This is a genomic window from Sanyastnella coralliicola, from assembly GCF_030845195.1.
Classification (GTDB): domain Bacteria; phylum Bacteroidota; class Bacteroidia; order Flavobacteriales_D; family Sanyastnellaceae; genus Sanyastnella; species Sanyastnella coralliicola.
The window spans coordinates 1,028,274-1,046,766 of sequence record NZ_CP132543.1 but is presented as its reverse complement, the minus strand read 5'-3'; the positions used below and the strand labels follow the sequence as shown (position 1 = coordinate 1,046,766).

Sequence of the window (18,493 nt, the reverse complement as noted above, 5' to 3'; positions counted from 1 at the left end):
TTTGGTTAAGGTATCTAATAGCCTGTCCTAAAGTCAGGAACCCTAAGATACGAAAAAGCTCTCTATTAACAGCAGTTATTCATCGATGAACTGATGAATTTTCTCAATCAAGGCTGAAGTAGAGGCATCGAAGTCTCCTGACTTCTCTTTCTTAACCACCGGAAGAATTCGCTTTGCCAATGCCTTTCCAAGCTCCACCCCCCACTGATCAAAAGAGAAGACATTCCACATTACTCCTTGCACGAAAATCTTGTGCTCGTAAAGGGCAATCATGTGACCAATGTTGAATGGAGTTAGCTCCTTGTACAGAATAGTAGTAGACGGACGATTGCCTTCAAAAGTCCTGTACGCTTTCAGCTGATCAATGCTCGCCTCAGACACCCCCGCAGCTTGCATTTCTTTTACGACTTCGTCTTCTGTCTTACCATTCATCATCGCCTCAGACTGTGCAAGACAATTAGCTAGCAACTTGTCATGATGATCTTGATATGGTGAAGTAGCCTTCGCGAAGGCAATGAAATCAACTGGAATCTTTTCGGTTCCTTGGTGTAATAGTTGGAAGAACGCATGCTGTCCGTTCGTTCCCGGTTCACCCCAAATGACAGGACCCGTTTCAAAATCAACAGCTTGTCCGTTTCTGTCTACGTACTTGCCATTGCTTTCCATGTCGGCCTGCTGGAGGTAAGCAGGGAAACGATGTAGATCTTGGCTATAGGGGATAATAGCGTATGAGCCAAAGTTGAGGTAGTTTCGGTACCAAATGCCGAGTAAGGCCATAATTACCGGTACGTTCTTTTCGAAAGAAGTACGACGGAAATGTTCATCAGCTGCATTGGCTCCATCAAGCAGGGCTTGGAAATTATTCCAGCCACAGCTCAAGGCAATGCTCAAGCCAACGGCTCCCCACAAAGAGTATCTTCCTCCTACCCAACTCCAAAATCCAAAGGTGTTCGCCTCTAGAATTCCAAAGTCTTTGACGCCGTCAAGATTTGTCGAGACCGCCGCAAAATGTGAAGCAACCGCCTCTTCACCAAGCTTTTCTACAAGCCATGTGCGCGCTGCATGCGCATTCGTAAGTGTCTCTTGCGTAGTGAAGGTCTTCGAAACGACAATGAAGAGGGTTGTTTCTGGATCTACATCTGCTAAGACATATGTTAGATCAGCTCCATCTACGTTCGAAACGAAATATGGCTTCAACCCAACTTGGAACGACTTGAGTGCTTCGGTAACCATTACTGGACCAAGGTCAGAGCCCCCAATGCCAATGTTTACTACTGTCGTTAGCTTCTTTCCTGTAGCACCTAGATGTTCTCCCGATAGCACACGCTCGGTGTATGATTTCATACTCGTCAACACCGCTTGTACATCCGGTGTCACGTCTCTCCCGTCAACAAAACTTGGCGACTTCGCACGCAATGCAGTATGCATCACGGCACGATCTTCTGTCTGATTGATATGTTGTCCGGTAAACATCGCTTCGATGGCTGATGACAGCTTGCACTGTTCCGCGCTAGCGATCAATTGAGTCATCACCTCATCATCAACTAAGTTCTTTGAATAGTCGAACAAAAGCTCTGACGAACTGATGCTAAACTTCTCAAAACGATCTGATTCAGCGGTGAACCGTTGACGCATGTCCCACTGCTTTGAAGCAGCCAGACCTTTCAACGCTGCATGCGCTGCTGTATCAGAAAAAGCGATGGTAGGAAAATCAGACATAGTGTACTATTTACACTTTCAAAAATGCGAAAAGTTTCTTTACCCTCTGAAATCGGAGGTCTTTGCTAACAATAAGCTAATCTTATGCGTTGCGGTTGATGCAGTTAAGATCTTCGAAGGCTTTGTTCAAGCGTTTAACGAAAGTCTTCTCTCCTTCACGAAGCCAAACACGTGGATCGTACTTCTTTTTGTTCGGAACATCAGCTCCTTCAGGGTTTCCGATTTGCGTTTGAAGGTAGTCGTGATTTGCAGAGATGTAATCACGTACACCGCTCAAGTATGCCCATTGCATATCAGTATCGATGTTCATTTTGATCGCACCATAACCGATGGCCTCACGGATTTCTTCAAATGAAGAACCAGATCCTCCATGGAAGACAAAGTTCACTGGATTGTGCCCAGTATTGAACTTCTCCTGGATGTGTTTCTGTGAGTTGTCTAGAATCACTGGTTTCAGCTCTACGTTACCTGGCTTGTATACCCCGTGAACGTTTCCGAATGCTGCTGCAACTGTGAAACGATCACTCACTTGCATCAAGCGTTCGTAAGCATAAGCTACTTCATCAGGCTGCGTGTAAAGGCGGCTACTGTCGATATCAGTGTTATCAACACCGTCTTCTTCTCCACCAGTCACACCAAGTTCGATTTCGATCATCATGCCCATCTTGTTCATGCGTTCGAAATACTTCTTGCTTACATCAATGTTCTCTTCGATTGGCTCTTCGCTCAAATCAAGCATGTGGCTTGTGTAAAGCGGTCGACCATTTTGTTCGAAGTACTTCTCTCCGTAATCGAGCAATCCGTCAATCCAAGGAAGCAGTTTCTTCGCGCAGTGGTCTGTGTGAAGGATGACAGGTACACCATAAGCTTCTGCTACATTGTGCACATGAAGTGCTCCTGAAATACCTCCGAGAATAGCAGCCTGTTGACCGTCATTCGAAAGTCCTTTTCCCGCAAAGAAAGATGCTCCTCCGTTCGAGAATTGAACGATCACTGGTGAGTTAACATCACGCGCCGTTTCAAGGATCGCGTTTACTGAATTCGTTCCAATCGCATTTACCGCTGGTAGTGCGAAGTCTTTCTCATTTGCGTAGTTCAGTAGTTCTTGTGCTTCGTCTCCCCAAAGCACGCCTGGACGGAATTTCATACCTGTAGTGGTTTGTTAATCAAGTCGCAAAAATGGGTAAAAATCGAATTCGTCCGTCAGAATCAGCGATTCTTTAGTGAAAGCTTTTCCACCTTCGGATTCATAATAGCGAAGAAAACCGGCGGTAGTAGTGACAATAACATCATTCCAGGATAGCCTGTTGGCAATTGCGGAGCTTCTTCCATATGGTCGAGAAGCTGATAAGGTTTGCTGGCTTTGTAGTGATGATCTGAATGTCTGGTCAATTCAAAAAGCAGGATACGACCATAAACGTGGTTGGAGTTCCAGCTATGCCAAGGCATCACGCGCTCGAATCGTCCGTTTTCACGTTGATCTCGTTTCAGACCATAGTGCTCAATGTAGTTGACAGTCTCTAAAAGGAGCATTCCCATAATCGCTGCAATGACAAAGTACACAGCAACTGTCAACGAGAAAGCTAACGCGATGATCGCAACCATCAATACTTGAACAATCGTGAAAACAATCATTTCATTCTTCAACGAAAGCACCTTCTCCCCTGCTCGAGTGAGTCGAGTATGCTCAAGCCCCCAAGCGTGAACCCAAGACATGATGACGCTTCTGAACCAGAAAATGTAAATCAACTCGTTCTTGCGCGCCGTAGCCGGATCGTCATGGGTTGCCACTCTCGCGTGATGACCTCGGTTATGCTCTATAAAGAAGTGCGTGTAAAGAGACGACAGCAATAGCAACTTCGCCATTCCTTGTTCCGTCGCTTTCGGTCGGTGCCCCAGTTCATGGGCTACATTGATTCCAATTACTCCGCAGAGCATACCCAGTGACATGATACGACCGGTAATCTCCGTAACGGTGAGGCCATCTTCCGCGATAGCGAATAGAAACCACACTACAAATGCATATTGGGTAGGCACCATCAGGTACAAGAGCAGGTCATAAATACGATCGATTTTGACCAACTCACGTTCGGAATCACTTAAGTTCTTCGGACGGGGTTGAAGGAATACCTCCACCAACGGAACGAATCCAAAGGCGTAGATGACGGGAAGGAAGGTCAACCAACCGTAGGATGTAAAGGCTATTGCGGCTGTAAGCGGTAATGTGAATACCGCCAGATACTTGACTGCGCGAATCTTCATACTACTTGAGTTTCACGGCCGTTCCATAGGCCAAGATCTCAGCAGCACCTTGCATTACAGCACTTGTAGTGAAGCGAACGTTTACCACTGCATCGGCTCCCATGCGACTGGCGTCTTCGCACATGCGTTGCACAGCAGATTCTCGGGCGTCAGCAAGCAGTTTTGTGTATTCCTTGATTTCACCACCGACGATGCTTTTTAAGGAAGCCATGATATCACGTCCGGCATTTCGAGCTCGAACTGTACTACCACGTGCTATACCTACTGCTTCTTCTATTTCTCTTCCCGGAACTGAGTCTGTGCTACTGACGATCATTCTTGTTGATTTTGCTTCTTGAATTTCGCAATCTTTTGCTCATCTGTCAAGTAAAGCAACTCAATCGAAGCCTGCGCCTCGCCAGCCCAGTGACTTTCAGGGTAAAACTCAATCACCTTTTCATAAGCGCGCTGCGCCATTTCACGATCATTAAGCATGTTCTCATAAATGAATCCAACAAGGAAGGCAGCCTCTGTGCGTTTCTCGTAGTTCGGGAATCCATCATGCAAGTTTGTTAGGTATTCGATAGCACGACGTGACTTCCCCATTTCATTGGCCAGTTTACCTGCGCGGAACAAGTACTCTGGTGTCATTGAGTTCTGGTTGAATTTATTTGCGAAATCGGCATACGCCACGAGCAAACGTTGACGCGACTCCACATCTTGACGTGCTTTGTCAGCGGCTACAGTCTCCTCCATTTCAGTGATCAATTCAATGCGTTCTTGCGCTTGATCATCCAATGAAGTTTCTTTTGGGTCTGCTTCGTTTCCTCCTCCACAAGCTATGAAGAAGAGCGCACTTAAAAGGATCAATGTTCTTTTCATTTTCGCTTCAGTTTTGGGAATCGCATTTTGTAACCTACATCCACATTTCCTTTGCTGATATCAGAAAGCTTGCCAGTCAGCAAAGTTCTCTTTAGCGGACTAATCTTATCTGTAAACAATACACCTTCAATATGATCATACTCATGTTGCACGATGCGCGCTGGGATTCCAGAAAGTTCTTCTTCATATAAGTCCCAATTCTCGTCGTAGTACTCAATCTTCAAGGTTGATTTACGCTTTACTTCCTCCCGAATGTTCGGAATGGATAGGCAGCCTTCTTCGAAGCCCCATTCTTCTCCGGTCTCTTCAAAGATGATTGGGTTAATAAATACGCGCTTAAAATCTTCACATGCCGGATCGCCGTCTTCTCCTTCAGCAAAAGGAGTACCGTCAACAATGAACAGGCGAATCGAAAGTCCAATCTGTGGCGCAGCTAGCCCTACTCCACTTGCTGCATACATGGTTTCAAACATGTTCTCGAGCAGTTTATCGAGATCTGGATACTTCTCATCAATCTCTTCAGCCTTCTTTTTAAGCACGGGATCTCCGTACGCGACAATCGGGAGTGTCATATTGTAAAATTATGGGGCAAAGATAAGTGCTTTGTTGTGTTTCAACCATCGGGCACCCCTTGAGGTTCGCAACAAAATGATCAAAGAATCGCTTCTCTGAACAAGTTGGCCTTTCATGCGTTCCATCTGCGTACATTTGCACCGATGAAAAAAGAACTAGATAGCATTGAATCAGCGATCGAAGCCATCCGAAATGGCGAAGTGATCATTGTAGTAGATGATGAGGACCGTGAGAACGAAGGCGACTTCTTGATCGCGAGTCGTTCAGTAACACCTGAAATCATCAACTTCATGGCTACTCATGGTCGTGGATTAATTTGTGCGCCACTTGTAGAGTCTCGTTGTGATGAGCTTGGACTAGAACTTATGGTCAACAAGAACAGTGCACAGTTCGAAACCCCTTTTACGGTATCCGTTGATTTGGTTGGACATGGAACGACCACAGGTATTTCTGCCAGTGATCGCAGTAAGACAGTTCAGGCATTAATCAATCCAGATACCAAGCCGGAAGAGCTGGGTAAACCAGGACACATCTTCCCGCTTCGGGCAAAAGAAGGTGGTGTTTTGCGCCGTGCCGGACATACGGAGGCAGCAATTGACTTCGCACGTCTTGCTGGCTTCGAACCAGCGGGAGTGATTGTTGAGATCATGAACGAAGACGGTACCATGGCACGTTTGCCAGAACTACTTGAAATCGCCGATAAGCACGACTTGAAACTCGTGAGCATCGCTGATCTCATTGCTTACCGCTTAGAACATGATTCATTGATCGAACGTGGGAAGGTAGTTGACCTTCATACAGAGTTCGGAGACTTCAAACTGATCTCTTACCGTCAGATTACCACTGATAGCGAACACCTCGCCTTGGTTAAGGGGCATTGGACAGCTGACGAAACAATCCCAGTACGTGTACATTCAAGTAGCATGGTTGGAGACATTTTCAATGCATTGAACATTGGAAAAGGCCAACAACTACGTCAAGCAATGCGCATGATCAACGAAGAAGGTCGTGGGGTGTTGGTTTACATCAACCACCTCAACAAAGGTGAAGGCTTGATGAATGAAATTGAGGCCATTGCTGGAATGAGCGAAGAAGGTGGACAAGGGGTGATGGATTCCAAAGACTACGGTATTGGAGCGCAAATCTTGAGAGACCTTGGAGTTCAGAACATGAAGCTTCTGAGCAACACTCCAAACAGAAGAAAAAACATTACGGTCTTTGGACTGAAGATTGTGGATACCATTCCTCTTTCATAAGGAGGAAAACATAAGGCAACAAAAAACCCCGCAGTTGCGGGGTTTTTCTTTATATCGAATAAAGGCTTAACCTTCTTCTTCTTTCTTTTCGTCTTTCTTCTGCCACTTCGCGTACTTGTTGCGGAACTTGTCAATACGTCCTGCAGTATCTACGAATGTTACTTTACCAGTGTAGAATGGGTGAGACTTGTGGCTGATTTCCAATTTAATCACTGGATATTCATTTCCATCCTCCCAAGTTTCAGTTTCTTTCGATGCAGCCGTTGACTTCCCAAGGAAGCTGTAGTTGTTACTTACATCCTTGAAGATGACAAAACGGTAATTATCTGGATGAATGCCTTCTTTCATTGTGTTCAATTTTCAGGGGTGCAAAGATAGCAAGTTTCTTCACACCCAGCAAGCAATGGCCACAAAAATACGCTACTTTTTAACAATAAGGCCATTTTTCGAGCGTACATGTCGTCTCCGTGGCTTGATTACATTTGCGTCATGCCTCGTGTATTAAGAATTCTCAACCGTTTCAATCTCGGTGGTCCAGTGTGGAATGCCAGCTACTTATCGGCTGACCTCTCCCCTGAGTTTGAAACCAAACTCATTGGCGGTCCTGAAGAGGAAGGAGAAGAGAGTTCTCTATATATACCGGAGTCTTTAGGCTTGAAGCCTCAAATCTTACCTAACCTTCGACGTTCGGTTGATCCCACCAAAGATCGCAAGGCACTCAAGGACATTAGAAATATCATTCGAGAATTTCAGCCAGACATTGTGCATACACATGCCTCGAAAGCAGGTGCACTTGGACGCATAGCAGCATTCAAAGAAAAGGTTCCTGTGGTTGTTCATACTTTTCACGGGCATATATTTCACTCCTATTTCCATCCGGCGAAAACAGCGGTTTTTAAGCAGTTGGAGCGAAGATTAGCTCGTAAGAGTAGCGCTATCATCGCCATTAGTGATGTGCAGAAACATGAACTGTGTAATCTGCATAAGGTGGCACCCCCGGACAAAACGCACGTGGTTCATTTGGGATTTGATCTCGACCGCTTTCAAGAAGATCAAGTCTTAAGACGTCAGTCGTTCCGCCAGCAATGGCGAATTAATGAAGACGAACTCATCGTTGCTATCATAGGTCGCTTTGCTCCAGTTAAGAATCATGAATTATTCTTTGAGGCTTTTGCGCAAATGCTGGAAAGTTCTGAAATCAAGGCGCGCGCCGTCGTTGTTGGAGATGGAGAATTGAATACCCAATTGACTGATTTCTGTGCGCGTAGAACGCTTAACTCTGGAGAATCTCTTAACCAATACATGATCTTCACCTCTTGGATTAAAGACATTTCTGAGGTGCTTCCCGCCGTTGATCTAGTAGCCTTAAGCTCTCACAATGAAGGCACACCGGTTAGTTTAATTGAAGCCCAAGCAGCCAATGTTCCGGTGGTTGCTACGCGAGTTGGTGGTGTTGAGAATGTCATTCGAGAAGGAGAAACAGGGTTGATTGTTGCACCGGGGGATGTCTCCGCCTTCAGCCAATCAATGCAAGAAATCTTGTCGAATCAAGAACTCCGTAAACGCTTTGCTCAAGCGGGTTATGCCCATGCCAAAGCCAACTTTAGTCGAGAGCGATTGGCCGACGAAGTTGCTGCTCTCTATCGCCAACTCCTTTAGCCTTATCCACATAGCCGTGTTTGGAATTCCGCGCTGAGTGCCGCTCAGCAGCGAGAAGTGCAAGTAGTTTTGTTTCAGACCTACCAGATAAAACCACGCGCATGTTCAAATACGCTCTTGTACTCGCTAATATGCTTGGGTTGTTCGCTCTCGGAACACTCATGGATGATGGAGTATTGATCGAAGACAACACCCCGGCTATCATGCAGCCCGGACAAGAAGTGGCTGTTGAGATTACGGTGAACAAAGGCGACGTAGAAGGTTTTGCCAAACTCCAGCTTGAACTTCCTGATGGTTTAGTAGCCGTGCCTGGTGATACTAAAGGGGCTTCATTCACATTCAGCGGACAGAAAGTCAAGTTCATCTGGATGTCTCTTCCTGCGGATCAAGAATTTACGGTTTCATACAAGCTTCAAGCCTTACCAACGGCTTCTGGAAGCAAAGTCATTACAGGCACCTTCTCTTACATAAAGAACAACCAGCGCGTTGACTACGATCTTCAAAGTAAGATGGTTGAAGTAACAGAAGATGCTTCAGCGAGCGCTAGCAATGAAGAAACAATCGACACCCCTGGAGTTGAAGGTTTGGCCTGTGTAAGAACCATGACCGAAGTTGGAAACGGTGATTACCTGGTACGTCTAGACGTAGTGAACTCTGATTTGACTGGCTTTGCCAAGATCAAAGAGAACATTCCAAGTGGTTACACTGTGGCTGAAGAAGATTCTGATGGTGCTGTTGTGACCATTGATGACAACGCCGTGAAGTACGTATGGTTTGACGTACCAAGTGCTTCTTCTTTCTCAGTTAGCTATCGCCTCATCGGCGGAACGTCTGCGCCTTCTGTTGACGGAGTTTTCTCTTATGTAGAAAACAATACACGCAAGGAAGTAGAAGTCATCGATAACGGAATCATCGAAGCTTCAGAGCCATTGGCTGACAATGGTGATACAACAGACCCTGTGGTAGAAGAAGTAGTAACAGATCCTGATCCGATCGTTGAAGAGACGACTGATCCAATTGAGGAGGAAACGGTAACTACTGATCCAATGGCTGGTTCGATTGCTGACGGTACAGACGAATCTTCTACACAAGAAGAAACAACGGACCCTGATCCGGTTCAAGAAGAAGATGTAGCTGACAACAACCCACCAGTAGAAACGGTGCGAGAAGATCCAGTAATGGAAGAGACGAGCGCTTCGAATGATCCTGACCCTGTAACAAATGTTCCTGATCCAGAAACTGGAGTGACTTACAAAGTACAAATTGCAGCTGCTCACCGAGTAGTTGACGAGGCTTACTTCGCTTCACGTCACGGGTTCAATGAAGGGTTCGGTATTGAGAACCACGAAGGATGGGTGAAATACACCACGGGGTCACATGATGAATACAAAGGAGCACGTGATGACCGCGAGCGCATCAAAGGACGTTACAACTTCCGTGGTCCGTTTGTCACTGCATACAATGAAGGTGTTCGAATTACGGTGCAGGAAGCACTAATGATCACCAAGCAAAAATGGTATAAATGAGTTTCGCCAACGGGCGATTACAACGCACATATTCTCGTAGTAATTTTGGTTAATTAATGTAGAATTTGTTTAGGTAAATTAGTCTAAAACCCCCGGGAAACGTCGCGGGGGTTTTTCTTTATCAAGCCCTAGTCAACCATGTCGTGGAACGCACTCAAAAAAGGATATAAGACCTATCTCGAGCTGGAGAAATCGCTCGCTGACAATAGCGTCGAAGCCTACCTCCGCGATATCGACAAACTCACCCAGTATCTTTCATACGAGAACCTTCAACTTCTTCCAAAAGACATAGACCAAGAACGCATCCAGCATTTCCTTGCTTGGGTGCATGACTTAGGCATGAGCGCTCGCAGTCAAGCACGAATTATTTCTGGATTGAGAAGTTTTTATGACTTCCTGGAATTGGAGAATGAGATTCGGTCAAATCCAATGGACTTAATCGAAACGCCTAAAATTGGCAGTAAACTCCCAGATACCTTAAGCACAGATGATGTCTTGGCTATTATTGATTCGGTTGACCTGAGTACTTCATCAGGAACAAGAGACAAGGCGATTCTAGAAACGCTCTACAGCTGTGGATTGCGCGTTTCAGAGCTCACTACACTTCGAATCAGCCATATCTACGACAGCGATGGATTCGTACGCGTTGTTGGAAAAGGGAACAAAGAGCGCCTCATCCCCATCGGACGTTCGGCGATTAAGGCGATTTCAATCTATGTGAGCGCCGTTCGCAATCATCAAGAGGTCCATCCAGGCCATGAAGACTTCGTGTTCTTAAATCAACGCGGAAAGGCCTTAACAAGGATGAGCATCTTCAACATTGTCAAACGACAGACAGCACTCGCTGGAATTCAGAAGAAAGTCAGTCCACACACCTTTAGACATAGTTTTGCCTCTCACTTAGTAGAAGCAGGTGCTGACTTAAGAGCCGTACAAGAAATGCTCGGACATGAAAGCATCACAACAACGGAGATCTACACGCACCTTGATCGTGATTACTTGCGCCAAGAGCTTCTTGATTATCACCCAAGAAATAAAGGGTAATTACTGGATCGCAAAGAGGATTTGATCCTTGATCATCTGCATGTGCTGATCGTACTTCTTCCCTGCTTCGAAAGACAACGAGTCAAGCTTCAAGGTTGCCGGACCATTCACCCATTTGATAAAACCATCTCGTGATAAGAATGAAGAGTAGCGGTATCGATAGTATTTCCCTTGCTTCTCTTTAAAGAGCACTTCGTAGTCGTCGACTATTTCAGCGTTATCTGCGTTGCATTGGAATGTGATTTCCTTCAATTCAAATGCGTCGTTCAATTTATCTGAATAGGTGAAGTTGACACGAACCATATCGTTCGCCTCTGCTGATTCACTTTGGTCAACAACGGTAAAGTCCATTTCAATGGAGCCTTTACCGTCAATTTCGTTCATGAATACAGGACCTGCGAAGTACATCTTGCTTCCGTCAGGTCGATTGAAAATTTTGACTAGGCTAGGTTTGCCTGAGTCACCCGTGGTCTTCACTCCTCCACAAGCGGTGAATACCAGTGTAAAAAGGACGAGGATGCCTATTCTCATTTGACTGTAATGTGCTCCTCGAAACGAGATTCTACGTTCTCGTAGAATGCATCTGCCTTTGCGGCATCAGAGAATACGTGATCAACCAACAAGAACAACCCACTCTTAGGTTCGTCGAAACCAACGCGAACGAGTTGATGTCCGTCACGGTTCACTCGATATACGTCGTAAACTACCTTCTTGCCTGTGAATTCTTTGGTGTCTGTCACCTCGTACATCTTATCTAAACGCTGACGGTCAGGATACTCTGAAGAGTGCAATGTCTCCCCTGCTCCGATGAATACGCGGTAGCTCTCCTTTGAATACGTTAGTGCGCGGTTCAAATAGATATTGAGTCCATCCATGTAGCAACATGCGTCGTACTCAGCTACCTTTTCTTCTGAAATCGGGTAATGATTCACTTCACCATCTCGCAATTCGTACTTGCTGTACATTCCAAAGTAGATCTGGTTTGAGTTACAAGACATGAGTCCTACGAGGGCTCCGGCAATAAGTAGTAGTTTGATTCTCATCTGAAAGGTCTAAAAGAAAGAAAAGGCCACGTAAACGCGGCCTTATCTTCAATTTCTGTTCTGAGATTACTCTCCAGTAACTGTAGTTTCGTGAGTGATGATCAAGTTAAGAACATTCTTCTGAGTGTAATCAACTGTAGAGATCTTCGAGATACCACCATTCTTAGCAGCAGTCTGGATAGATGCATCAACACCGAAACATAGAACACCTAGGTAACAAGTACCTGATGACTTTCCTACTTTGTTTCCAACAGCGTTAGAAGTCGCAGTTACAGGAAGAGTGATAGAGCAAGAGCTAAGTGCGATCATCGCAACCCCAGCTAGTCCAAAAAGAACCTTTTTCATGTTGAGTTGGTTTTGGTTTGTTACTAATCTTCGACAAAAATGCTAGAATTGTTGAGTTATCAAATGATTCGAGCCACTTTTTTTTCGACTATAGACATTAAATAAGTCGTTTTGACAGAATTGTGATGATCTCATGATCGTTAGAACTCATTTGGTCAAGACCTTTGAAAAAACATTTCACCATGCGCTCTAAACAGCTCACCTTCACCAATAAAGACGGAGAACAGCTCAGTGCTCGACTCGATATGCCAGCCAACGGAAAGCCGCTTGCATGTGCCCTTTTTGCTCACTGTTTTACCTGTTCGAAAGATTTAAAGGCAGTCAGAAATATTGCACGCGGTTTGAATCAGGACGGTTTGGCTGTTTTACGATTCGATTTTACAGGCTTGGGACAAAGCGAAGGAGATTTCTCAGACACAGGCTTTTCTTCGAATGTGCAAGACCTCATAACGGCGGCTGAATTCATGGAAGAAATGATTCAAGCTCCTTCCCTACTCATAGGTCATTCACTAGGTGGTGCTGCTGTGCTTTGCGCGGCGCATTCGATTGAGAGTGTTCAAGCCGTGGTAACCATTGGCGCACCAGCTGAACCGGTCCATGTGACTCATTTGATTGGTGATAAGAGGGAAGAGCTAGTAGAGAAAGGACATGCCACCGTTAATATCGGTGGACGTCCATTTGAGCTCAAGAAGCAGTTTGTAGATGACCTCGAGCAATACAACCTCGCTGAACGTATTTCATCACTGCGTAAGCCGCTGTTGATCTTCCATAGTCCGCAAGATTTAACGGTAGGCATCGAAAATGCAGCTCAGATCTATACGGCAGCACATCACCCTAAGAGTTTTATTTCGCTTGATGGTGCAGACCACCTTCTCTCGAAGTCGCAAGACGCTCGTTATGTGGGTCAAGCCATCGCTTCCTGGGTGAGTAGATATCTTGATCTAGAGCCAGAACAAGAAGATGAATTGGATAGTCACCTTCAAGCAGCAGCGCGCGTTGACAATGAACCTGGGTTCCTGACCGACGTCATTGCTGGAAGACATGCTTTGTTGGCTGATGAACCTAAATCTGTTGGTGGTGAAGATCTCGGACCGACGCCGTATGACCTTCTCTCAGCGAGTCTGGCGACTTGCAGTGCGATGACCATGAAAATGTACGCCCAACGCAAAGGATGGCCGCTTGAAGAAGCTGTGGTTCACGTTCACCACGAACGCCAGCATTTTGAAGATTGCGAGCCCGACAGCAAAAAATTTGTCGACAATTTTAAAAAGGAGATTGAACTTCAAGGGCCACTCGATGAGAAGCAACGTGCTCGTTTAAAGGAGATTGCAAGTCGTTGCCCTGTGCATCGTACCCTTCTCAACGAAATTACCATTGATACAGAATTGCTGAATGAGCAGTAACTTCGCGCTCATGCGAAGACTGCTATTCATTTGTTTGCTCCTGAGTTCCCTGTCTAGCGTGGCTCAGAGTGATGTTCGTGTCATGTGCTACAACGTGTTGAATTTCCCTCAAGGATTCATGCCTGATCGTGAAGACACCCTCAAGAAGATCGTAGAATACGTTGAGCCTGATCTATTGCTTATTCAAGAATTGAAGTCAGAACTCGGCCTTCAAATGATTCTCGAAGAGTCTTTCGCTGATGTTCCTGGTTCTTTCGCTAGCGCGGAATACGTTTCACAGCAATCTAACCAAGGTACAAGTTGGCCGTTGCAACAAGGGTTGATCTACAACACCGATGTGTTCGGCTTAGCCGAAGAGCGATTGAAAATTACGCCAGTCCGTGACATCAATATCTACAAACTGTTCTTCCAAGACCAAGAACTAGCCATGGGTGCGGATACCACCTACATGTATGTTTTTGTCACCCACTTGAAGTCTAGTCAAGGGGATAACAACGAGCAACTTCGCCTTGAATCAGCGGAAGTGTTTACCGCCGAACTCGCGAATATTCCAAGTGATAGCTATGTACTCTTCGGAGGTGACTTTAATGTTTACAGTTCCAATGAACCGGCTTACCAGGAAATCCTAGCCAATGACAATGCTATTGTCATGGAAGACCCTATTGATGCGCCGGGTTCATGGACCTCTTCTTCGTATCCTTTCAAGGAAATCTTGACACAGAGCACACGTGTATCCGAAATCTATGGAGACGGCGCGGGCGGCGGTTTGGATGACCGATTCGATTTTATCCTGTGTAGTTCGAATATGAAAGATCCTTCTTCCCCGGTGCGTGTAGACATTGACTCGTACAAGGCACTTGGGAATAACGGTGACTGCTACAACCTCAACATCACGCAGTGCGACGAAAACAACGAGGTTCCGTACGGTATTTTGCTGGCGATGTACTACATGAGTGATCACTTGCCTGTGGTGATGGATATTGATCTAGACCTTACCCTAGGACAACCTGAAATTGCTTCTCTCCCTGCAGCTTCCATCAAGTGGAATCAGCAAGAACTTTGGATTGAAGGGAATATTGGAAACGGTAATATTGAAGTGTACTCAGCCCTTGGTTCACTCGTGGGGAATTTCAACCTTCCTTACGGGCAACGTGTGTTGCTGCAAGGAATGCGCCCTGGGATATACATCGTCCGATTCCGCGATAGCGAGAACAATCAAATCATCTCAGAGAAAATCTACCTGAAATAAAAAACGCTGAACCCGAAGGCTCAGCGTTTTCTTGAGTAGCATTTGGTCTTATTGAACGATCATTCGCTCAACAACACGCTCTTTGCCGTGTGTGACAGTCAGAATATATACTCCTGATCCTTCTCCTGAGATATCGATATTGTTACGGTACTCACCCTCGAAACGTCCTAGGTTTTCTTGGTAGACTACACGTCCGTTCATATCGTGAATCTCAATGGTCGTTTTTGCCTTGTCTTCTAGTCCAAACTGCAGCGTGAATTGACCGTTGTTCGGATTTGGCATGAACTTCAAATCTGTAACTGAAGATGCCGTTGGTTTAACCTCAGCGCTGCGAGCTTCAGGCTCATCAACATTCGATACCAATACGATGGTGCGTTCTTGGTCGAAGACGAAGCTGTTCACCTCTTCTGGCGTGCCTTCGAACTCTTCAGAAACTTCGTAGATGAAGATCGCTTCTTCTCCTTCAGGAAGGTCATCGATTTGCATGATTTCAATATCCATGTTCTCGAATTCCTCTTCGGAGACTTCCTCCCCATTCACGATGATGATGGTGTTTTCATTGCCTTCTTCGTCAATGGTAGTTTCGATTTGGATGTTCATTTCCACATCCTCGATAACGATTTCATTCTCACCTTCGATGTCTTCATCTTCGAGAATGATGATCTGCATTTCTGCTTGGTGAATCGCATTGTTTTCGAGGTCTTCCAGGTTGATGATTTCCTCAGTAACCTCTACTTCACCGTTTTCATTGACGATTTCCTTTTTGATGATGATCTCGCCGTCAACTTCTTCGGTAGTGATCGTCATTTCTTCACCTTCTCCAGGTTCACCAATGATGCGCACTTGATTCGGGCCGGCTTTCATGCATTGACGTTCCATCTTGACATCTGCACAGTTTGGCGAACTCATCATCCAGATGTTTCCATCAAGTTCGCGTGTTTCCATACCTTCGACTTCATTCAAGTTGATGATTTCAGCATTCTCAGCTGAAATTCCGTGCATTTCTAGGAACTGCTCTACTGTGAGGTCTTCCGCGCTAGCGAGCGTAGTATCAAGCACTGTAACTTGTAGGCCGTTCATATGAACCACGCTGTAACGAACCGGATCCCCATCCGTGTTATTAGCCCATGCAGCTGCTGTGAGTGTAAGGGCTGTCAAAAATGCTGTAAGTCTTTTCATTGTCTTGTGATTTTGTTCTGAGCAAACCTACGTGCTCGTTGAACGAAGATGGGTTAAAAGGCTGCTAACGAGGGTTAAAGAAAGGTTAAAGTCACGAAAACACCCTATTCTAGCGGTATCTTTGTCTTGTGAGCCAACTAAAATTCAGACTCCTTATTACCGCCATGGTACTCTCGATATTAAGCATCGCGGGTATGCAGGCTTATTGGCTTTATAATGCTTGGCAAGTCGAAGAATCAGGTTTCAAAAAACAGCTTGATGAACTTGCCCAAGAGATTTCACACAAGATGGATCGCTTGCGGGTGGAACAGCTGGTTTCTGAGGAAACCCGAAGTGAAATTCGATACATGATTCATGAGGCCAGTTCTGATCAAGAAATGGTTTTTGTGAGCGATTCAATGATCTGGCAACTCCCCGATTCTCAGAACATGGAGGTTACCGTCATTTCATCTGGTGATGGTGATCAGTTTCGTTCCATCAATTACATCCAAGATGGCGTTCAGATCACGGAAGTCAATGAATACCGTCAGGTCTTGAAAGACACTACCTATGCCTTCATCGATGAAGAGCATAGTTCCGCGTTTAGCAACATCGTCATTGAGCTTATTGAAGAAGAGATGAACTCTTTTACTCCATTTGAAATGCTCTTTGACTCAGCAGCTACCAGCGAACTGATTGCCGAGGAGCTTTCGAATGCAGGATTAGAGCTTGACCACGGATACCACATCACTCAAGTTGAACAGAAAGATACGGTGCTCACTAAAGACCTCTTGGCTGATGCCTCCGCTTCTACCACTGTTCCGCTCTACACCTCATCTTTACGTCCGCTGCCTTATGAACTCGAACTATCTGTATCAGGCCACTCAAGCCTCCTCTGGTCGAGAATGACAGGACTTCTGCTCTTTTCCGTAGCCCTCTTGCTAGTCCTTTGTTTGACCATGGTCTTTGCGGTTCGAACCATTCTACGTCAGAAACGACTATCGCGGATGAAAAGCGATTTCGTGAATAACATGACGCACGAATTCAAGACACCTTTGGCAACGATATCATTAGCTACTGACAGTATTCGTCACCCGGAAGTCATTGGAAATCAAGCCCAACTTCATCAACTTACAGATATCATCAAGGCCGAGAATGAACGGCTTCAACTTCAGATAGAACGCGTTCTCGAAGCTGCACAATCTGAGCATGATGACCTTCAAATGAGCTTCGAAGAAGTGGACCTCAAGGCATTTATCGAAGAGATTGACCAACAAAGTCGATTCACTTTCAGTCAAATTGAAGGGGCGACCTACGGCTCAGCAATTGAGTTGGAAGCATTGAACCTGAAAGTGGATTCCATGCATCTACGCAATGCGATTATGAATGTCATAGACAATGCGAAGAAGTATTCAAAAGGGGCGCCTCAAGTGATTTTCGATGTAAAGCAAGACCAACAGTGGGTGAACATAGAAATTGCCGATGATGGTATCGGTATGGATAAATACACCAAGGAACACGCCTTTGACGCCTTCTATCGAGCAACGACCGGGTATCGCCATGACGTAAAAGGCTTCGGACTGGGTTTGAGCTACGCCAAAGGTGTCATTGAAAAACACCGAGGAAGCATTCATTTAGAGAGTTTGAAAGATCAAGGAACGACTGTAACCATCCAACTTCCAGCGAAATGACAACCTCGGGTAAAATATTGCTGGTAGAAGACGAGCCAAATTTTGGAAGCGTACTCAAGAATTATCTCGAACTCGCTGGTTATGAGGTTGATCTGTGCGAAAACGGATACGTTGGCCTCAGTCATTTTCGCCGTGAGAAATTTGACATATGTATCCTTGACGTCATGATGCCTGAGAAAGATGGATTCGAATTGGCAGAAGATATCCGTGAACGAGATGCGCATGTCCCGCTGATTTTCCTCACCGCTAGAAACATGAAAGAGGATCAAATCAAAGGCTTTCAAATTGGCGCCAACGATTACCTCTGTAAGCCCTTTGATTCAGAACTTTTGCTCTGGAAGGTGAAAGCTTTGTTGCGCGGAGGCACGAACGAAAAGGTGGCTGAAAAGGCCCCTCCTAGCGAGTTTGAGCTCGGAAGCTTCCATTATGACACCACACGAAGAAGACTTCAACACGGTGACAATGAAGTTCGACTCACCCCGAAAGAGCACGAGTTATTTGTCTTACTCAATCAGTACCTAGGAGGAGTAACTTCTCGTTCGGAGGCCCTAAATAAAATCTGGGGAGAAGAGAACTACTTCACCAAGCGCAGCATGGACGTGTACATCGCACGATTGCGTAAACACCTGCATGAAGATCCAAGGATCCAGATTGAAAACATCCACAGTGAAGGATACCGTCTCTTTTTAAGTGACGATATTTGA

At 45.6% G+C, this 18,493-nt stretch carries 19 protein-coding genes; 8 read left to right on the top strand and 11 right to left on the bottom strand.

The features are described 5' to 3' along the window. Nucleotides 1-75: 75 nt before the first annotated feature. The 6 genes from pgi to def form a co-directional block, all read right to left on the bottom strand. A complete protein-coding gene (gene pgi, locus RA156_RS04505; protein WP_306643183.1) occupies nt 76-1,719 on the bottom strand; it encodes a glucose-6-phosphate isomerase in 1,644 nt (547 codons plus the stop codon). A gap of 82 nt (nt 1,720-1,801) precedes the next feature. Further along, a complete protein-coding gene (fbaA, locus tag RA156_RS04500; protein ID WP_306643181.1) occupies nt 1,802-2,866 on the bottom strand; it encodes a class II fructose-bisphosphate aldolase in 1,065 nt (354 codons plus the stop codon). Nucleotides 2,867-2,928: 62 nt separating this feature from the next. After that, on the bottom strand, nt 2,929-3,981 hold the full coding sequence (locus RA156_RS04495) for an alkane 1-monooxygenase (protein WP_306643180.1): 1,053 nt from the start codon (nt 3,979-3,981) through the stop codon (nt 2,929-2,931). A 1-nt stretch (nt 3,982) separates the two neighbouring features. Then, entirely contained in the window at nt 3,983-4,297 is a 315-nt protein-coding gene (locus RA156_RS04490) for a YbjQ family protein (RefSeq protein WP_306643178.1), read from the bottom strand. Beyond that, complete coding sequence (locus RA156_RS04485; RefSeq protein WP_306643176.1) at nt 4,294-4,842, bottom strand: tetratricopeptide repeat protein; 549 nt, start codon at nt 4,840-4,842, stop codon at nt 4,294-4,296. Before RA156_RS04485 ends, RA156_RS04490 begins: the two co-directional genes overlap by 4 nt. Next, nucleotides 4,839-5,414, bottom strand: a complete 576-nt coding sequence (gene def / locus RA156_RS04480; protein ID WP_306643174.1) for a peptide deformylase — start codon at nt 5,412-5,414, stop codon at nt 4,839-4,841. Before def ends, RA156_RS04485 begins: the two co-directional genes overlap by 4 nt. Before the next feature lie 144 nt (nt 5,415-5,558). Between def and ribB the strand changes: the two genes are divergently transcribed. Then, a complete protein-coding gene (gene ribB / locus RA156_RS04475; RefSeq protein WP_306643173.1) occupies nt 5,559-6,671 on the top strand; it encodes a 3,4-dihydroxy-2-butanone-4-phosphate synthase in 1,113 nt (370 codons plus the stop codon). A gap of 66 nt (nt 6,672-6,737) precedes the next feature. Here ribB and RA156_RS04470 read toward each other — a convergent pair whose 3' ends face one another. Then, on the bottom strand, nt 6,738-7,019 hold the full coding sequence (locus RA156_RS04470; RefSeq protein WP_306643171.1) for a type B 50S ribosomal protein L31: 282 nt from the start codon (nt 7,017-7,019) through the stop codon (nt 6,738-6,740). 141 nt (nt 7,020-7,160) lie between these two features. On the opposite strand from RA156_RS04470, the gene RA156_RS04465 reads away from it, so the two are divergent. The 3 genes from RA156_RS04465 (at nt 7,161) to xerD (ending at nt 10,900) form a co-directional block, all read left to right on the top strand. Next, entirely contained in the window at nt 7,161-8,330 is a 1,170-nt protein-coding gene (locus RA156_RS04465; RefSeq protein WP_306643169.1) for a glycosyltransferase, read from the top strand. A gap of 101 nt (nt 8,331-8,431) precedes the next feature. Beyond that, the gene (locus tag RA156_RS04460; RefSeq protein WP_306643167.1) at nt 8,432-9,856 is read left to right on the top strand and encodes a hypothetical protein; all 1,425 of its coding nucleotides are present in this window, start codon (nt 8,432-8,434) and stop codon (nt 9,854-9,856) included. Between the two features lie 138 nt (nt 9,857-9,994). Beyond that, entirely contained in the window at nt 9,995-10,900 is a 906-nt protein-coding gene (xerD, locus tag RA156_RS04455; protein WP_306643165.1) for a site-specific tyrosine recombinase XerD, read from the top strand. Here xerD and RA156_RS04450 read toward each other — a convergent pair whose 3' ends face one another. The 3 genes from RA156_RS04450 to RA156_RS04440 form a co-directional block, all read right to left on the bottom strand. After that, nucleotides 10,901-11,431, bottom strand: a complete 531-nt coding sequence (locus RA156_RS04450) for a hypothetical protein (protein WP_306643163.1) — start codon at nt 11,429-11,431, stop codon at nt 10,901-10,903. Continuing rightward, nucleotides 11,428-11,943 carry a hypothetical protein gene (locus tag RA156_RS04445; RefSeq protein ID WP_306643162.1) on the bottom strand — a complete coding sequence of 172 codons (516 nt, stop codon included), beginning with the start codon at nt 11,941-11,943 and terminating at the stop codon, nt 11,428-11,430. The genes RA156_RS04450 and RA156_RS04445 overlap by 4 nt, the downstream gene beginning before the upstream one ends. 66 nt (nt 11,944-12,009) lie before the next feature. Beyond that, on the bottom strand, nt 12,010-12,288 hold the full coding sequence (locus tag RA156_RS04440; RefSeq protein ID WP_306643161.1) for a TRL-like family protein: 279 nt from the start codon (nt 12,286-12,288) through the stop codon (nt 12,010-12,012). A gap of 182 nt (nt 12,289-12,470) precedes the next feature. Here RA156_RS04440 and RA156_RS04435 point away from each other — a divergent pair, with 182 nt between their 5' ends. Further along, the gene (locus tag RA156_RS04435; protein WP_306643159.1) at nt 12,471-13,691 is read left to right on the top strand and encodes a bifunctional alpha/beta hydrolase/OsmC family protein; all 1,221 of its coding nucleotides are present in this window, start codon (nt 12,471-12,473) and stop codon (nt 13,689-13,691) included. A gap of 10 nt (nt 13,692-13,701) precedes the next feature. Further along, on the top strand, nt 13,702-14,940 hold the full coding sequence (locus RA156_RS04430) for a T9SS type A sorting domain-containing protein (RefSeq protein WP_306643157.1): 1,239 nt from the start codon (nt 13,702-13,704) through the stop codon (nt 14,938-14,940). Nucleotides 14,941-14,988: 48 nt separating this feature from the next. Here the strand turns inward: RA156_RS04430 and RA156_RS04425 are convergent, their stop codons facing one another. Continuing rightward, the gene (locus RA156_RS04425) at nt 14,989-16,119 is read right to left on the bottom strand and encodes a T9SS type A sorting domain-containing protein (RefSeq protein WP_306643155.1); all 1,131 of its coding nucleotides are present in this window, start codon (nt 16,117-16,119) and stop codon (nt 14,989-14,991) included. 128 nt (nt 16,120-16,247) lie between these two features. Between RA156_RS04425 and RA156_RS04420 the strand changes: the two genes are divergently transcribed. Further along, entirely contained in the window at nt 16,248-17,789 is a 1,542-nt protein-coding gene (locus RA156_RS04420; RefSeq protein WP_306643153.1) for a sensor histidine kinase, read from the top strand. Further along, entirely contained in the window at nt 17,786-18,493 is a 708-nt protein-coding gene (locus tag RA156_RS04415; RefSeq protein WP_306643152.1) for a response regulator transcription factor, read from the top strand. The genes RA156_RS04420 and RA156_RS04415 overlap by 4 nt, the downstream gene beginning before the upstream one ends.

Excerpts from the sequence above, each read along its gene's own strand:
- RA156_RS04425 (WP_306643155.1), bottom strand. The coding sequence starts at position 16,119 with ATGAAAAGACTTACAGCATTTTTGACAGCCCTTACACTCACAGCAGCT.
- RA156_RS04440 (WP_306643161.1), bottom strand. The coding sequence starts at position 12,288 with ATGAAAAAGGTTCTTTTTGGACTAGCTGGGGTTGCGATGATCGCACTT.
- RA156_RS04450 (WP_306643163.1), bottom strand. The coding sequence starts at position 11,431 with ATGAGAATAGGCATCCTCGTCCTTTTTACACTGGTATTCACCGCTTGT.
- RA156_RS04495 (WP_306643180.1), bottom strand. The coding sequence starts at position 3,981 with ATGAAGATTCGCGCAGTCAAGTATCTGGCGGTATTCACATTACCGCTT.
- pgi (WP_306643183.1), bottom strand. The coding sequence starts at position 1,719 with ATGTCTGATTTTCCTACCATCGCTTTTTCTGATACAGCAGCGCATGCA.
- def (WP_306643174.1), bottom strand. The coding sequence starts at position 5,414 with ATGACACTCCCGATTGTCGCGTACGGAGATCCCGTGCTTAAAAAGAAG.
- RA156_RS04460 (WP_306643167.1), top strand. The coding sequence starts at position 8,432 with ATGTTCAAATACGCTCTTGTACTCGCTAATATGCTTGGGTTGTTCGCT.
- RA156_RS04485 (WP_306643176.1), bottom strand. The coding sequence starts at position 4,842 with ATGAAAAGAACATTGATCCTTTTAAGTGCGCTCTTCTTCATAGCTTGT.
- RA156_RS04415 (WP_306643152.1), top strand. The coding sequence starts at position 17,786 with ATGACAACCTCGGGTAAAATATTGCTGGTAGAAGACGAGCCAAATTTT.
- ribB (WP_306643173.1), top strand. The coding sequence starts at position 5,559 with ATGAAAAAAGAACTAGATAGCATTGAATCAGCGATCGAAGCCATCCGA.
- RA156_RS04465 (WP_306643169.1), top strand. The coding sequence starts at position 7,161 with ATGCCTCGTGTATTAAGAATTCTCAACCGTTTCAATCTCGGTGGTCCA.
- RA156_RS04470 (WP_306643171.1), bottom strand. The coding sequence starts at position 7,019 with ATGAAAGAAGGCATTCATCCAGATAATTACCGTTTTGTCATCTTCAAG.
- fbaA (WP_306643181.1), bottom strand. The coding sequence starts at position 2,866 with ATGAAATTCCGTCCAGGCGTGCTTTGGGGAGACGAAGCACAAGAACTA.
- RA156_RS04435 (WP_306643159.1), top strand. The coding sequence starts at position 12,471 with ATGCGCTCTAAACAGCTCACCTTCACCAATAAAGACGGAGAACAGCTC.
- RA156_RS04430 (WP_306643157.1), top strand. The coding sequence starts at position 13,702 with ATGCGAAGACTGCTATTCATTTGTTTGCTCCTGAGTTCCCTGTCTAGC.
- xerD (WP_306643165.1), top strand. The coding sequence starts at position 9,995 with ATGTCGTGGAACGCACTCAAAAAAGGATATAAGACCTATCTCGAGCTG.
- RA156_RS04445 (WP_306643162.1), bottom strand. The coding sequence starts at position 11,943 with ATGAGAATCAAACTACTACTTATTGCCGGAGCCCTCGTAGGACTCATG.
- RA156_RS04490 (WP_306643178.1), bottom strand. The coding sequence starts at position 4,297 with ATGATCGTCAGTAGCACAGACTCAGTTCCGGGAAGAGAAATAGAAGAA.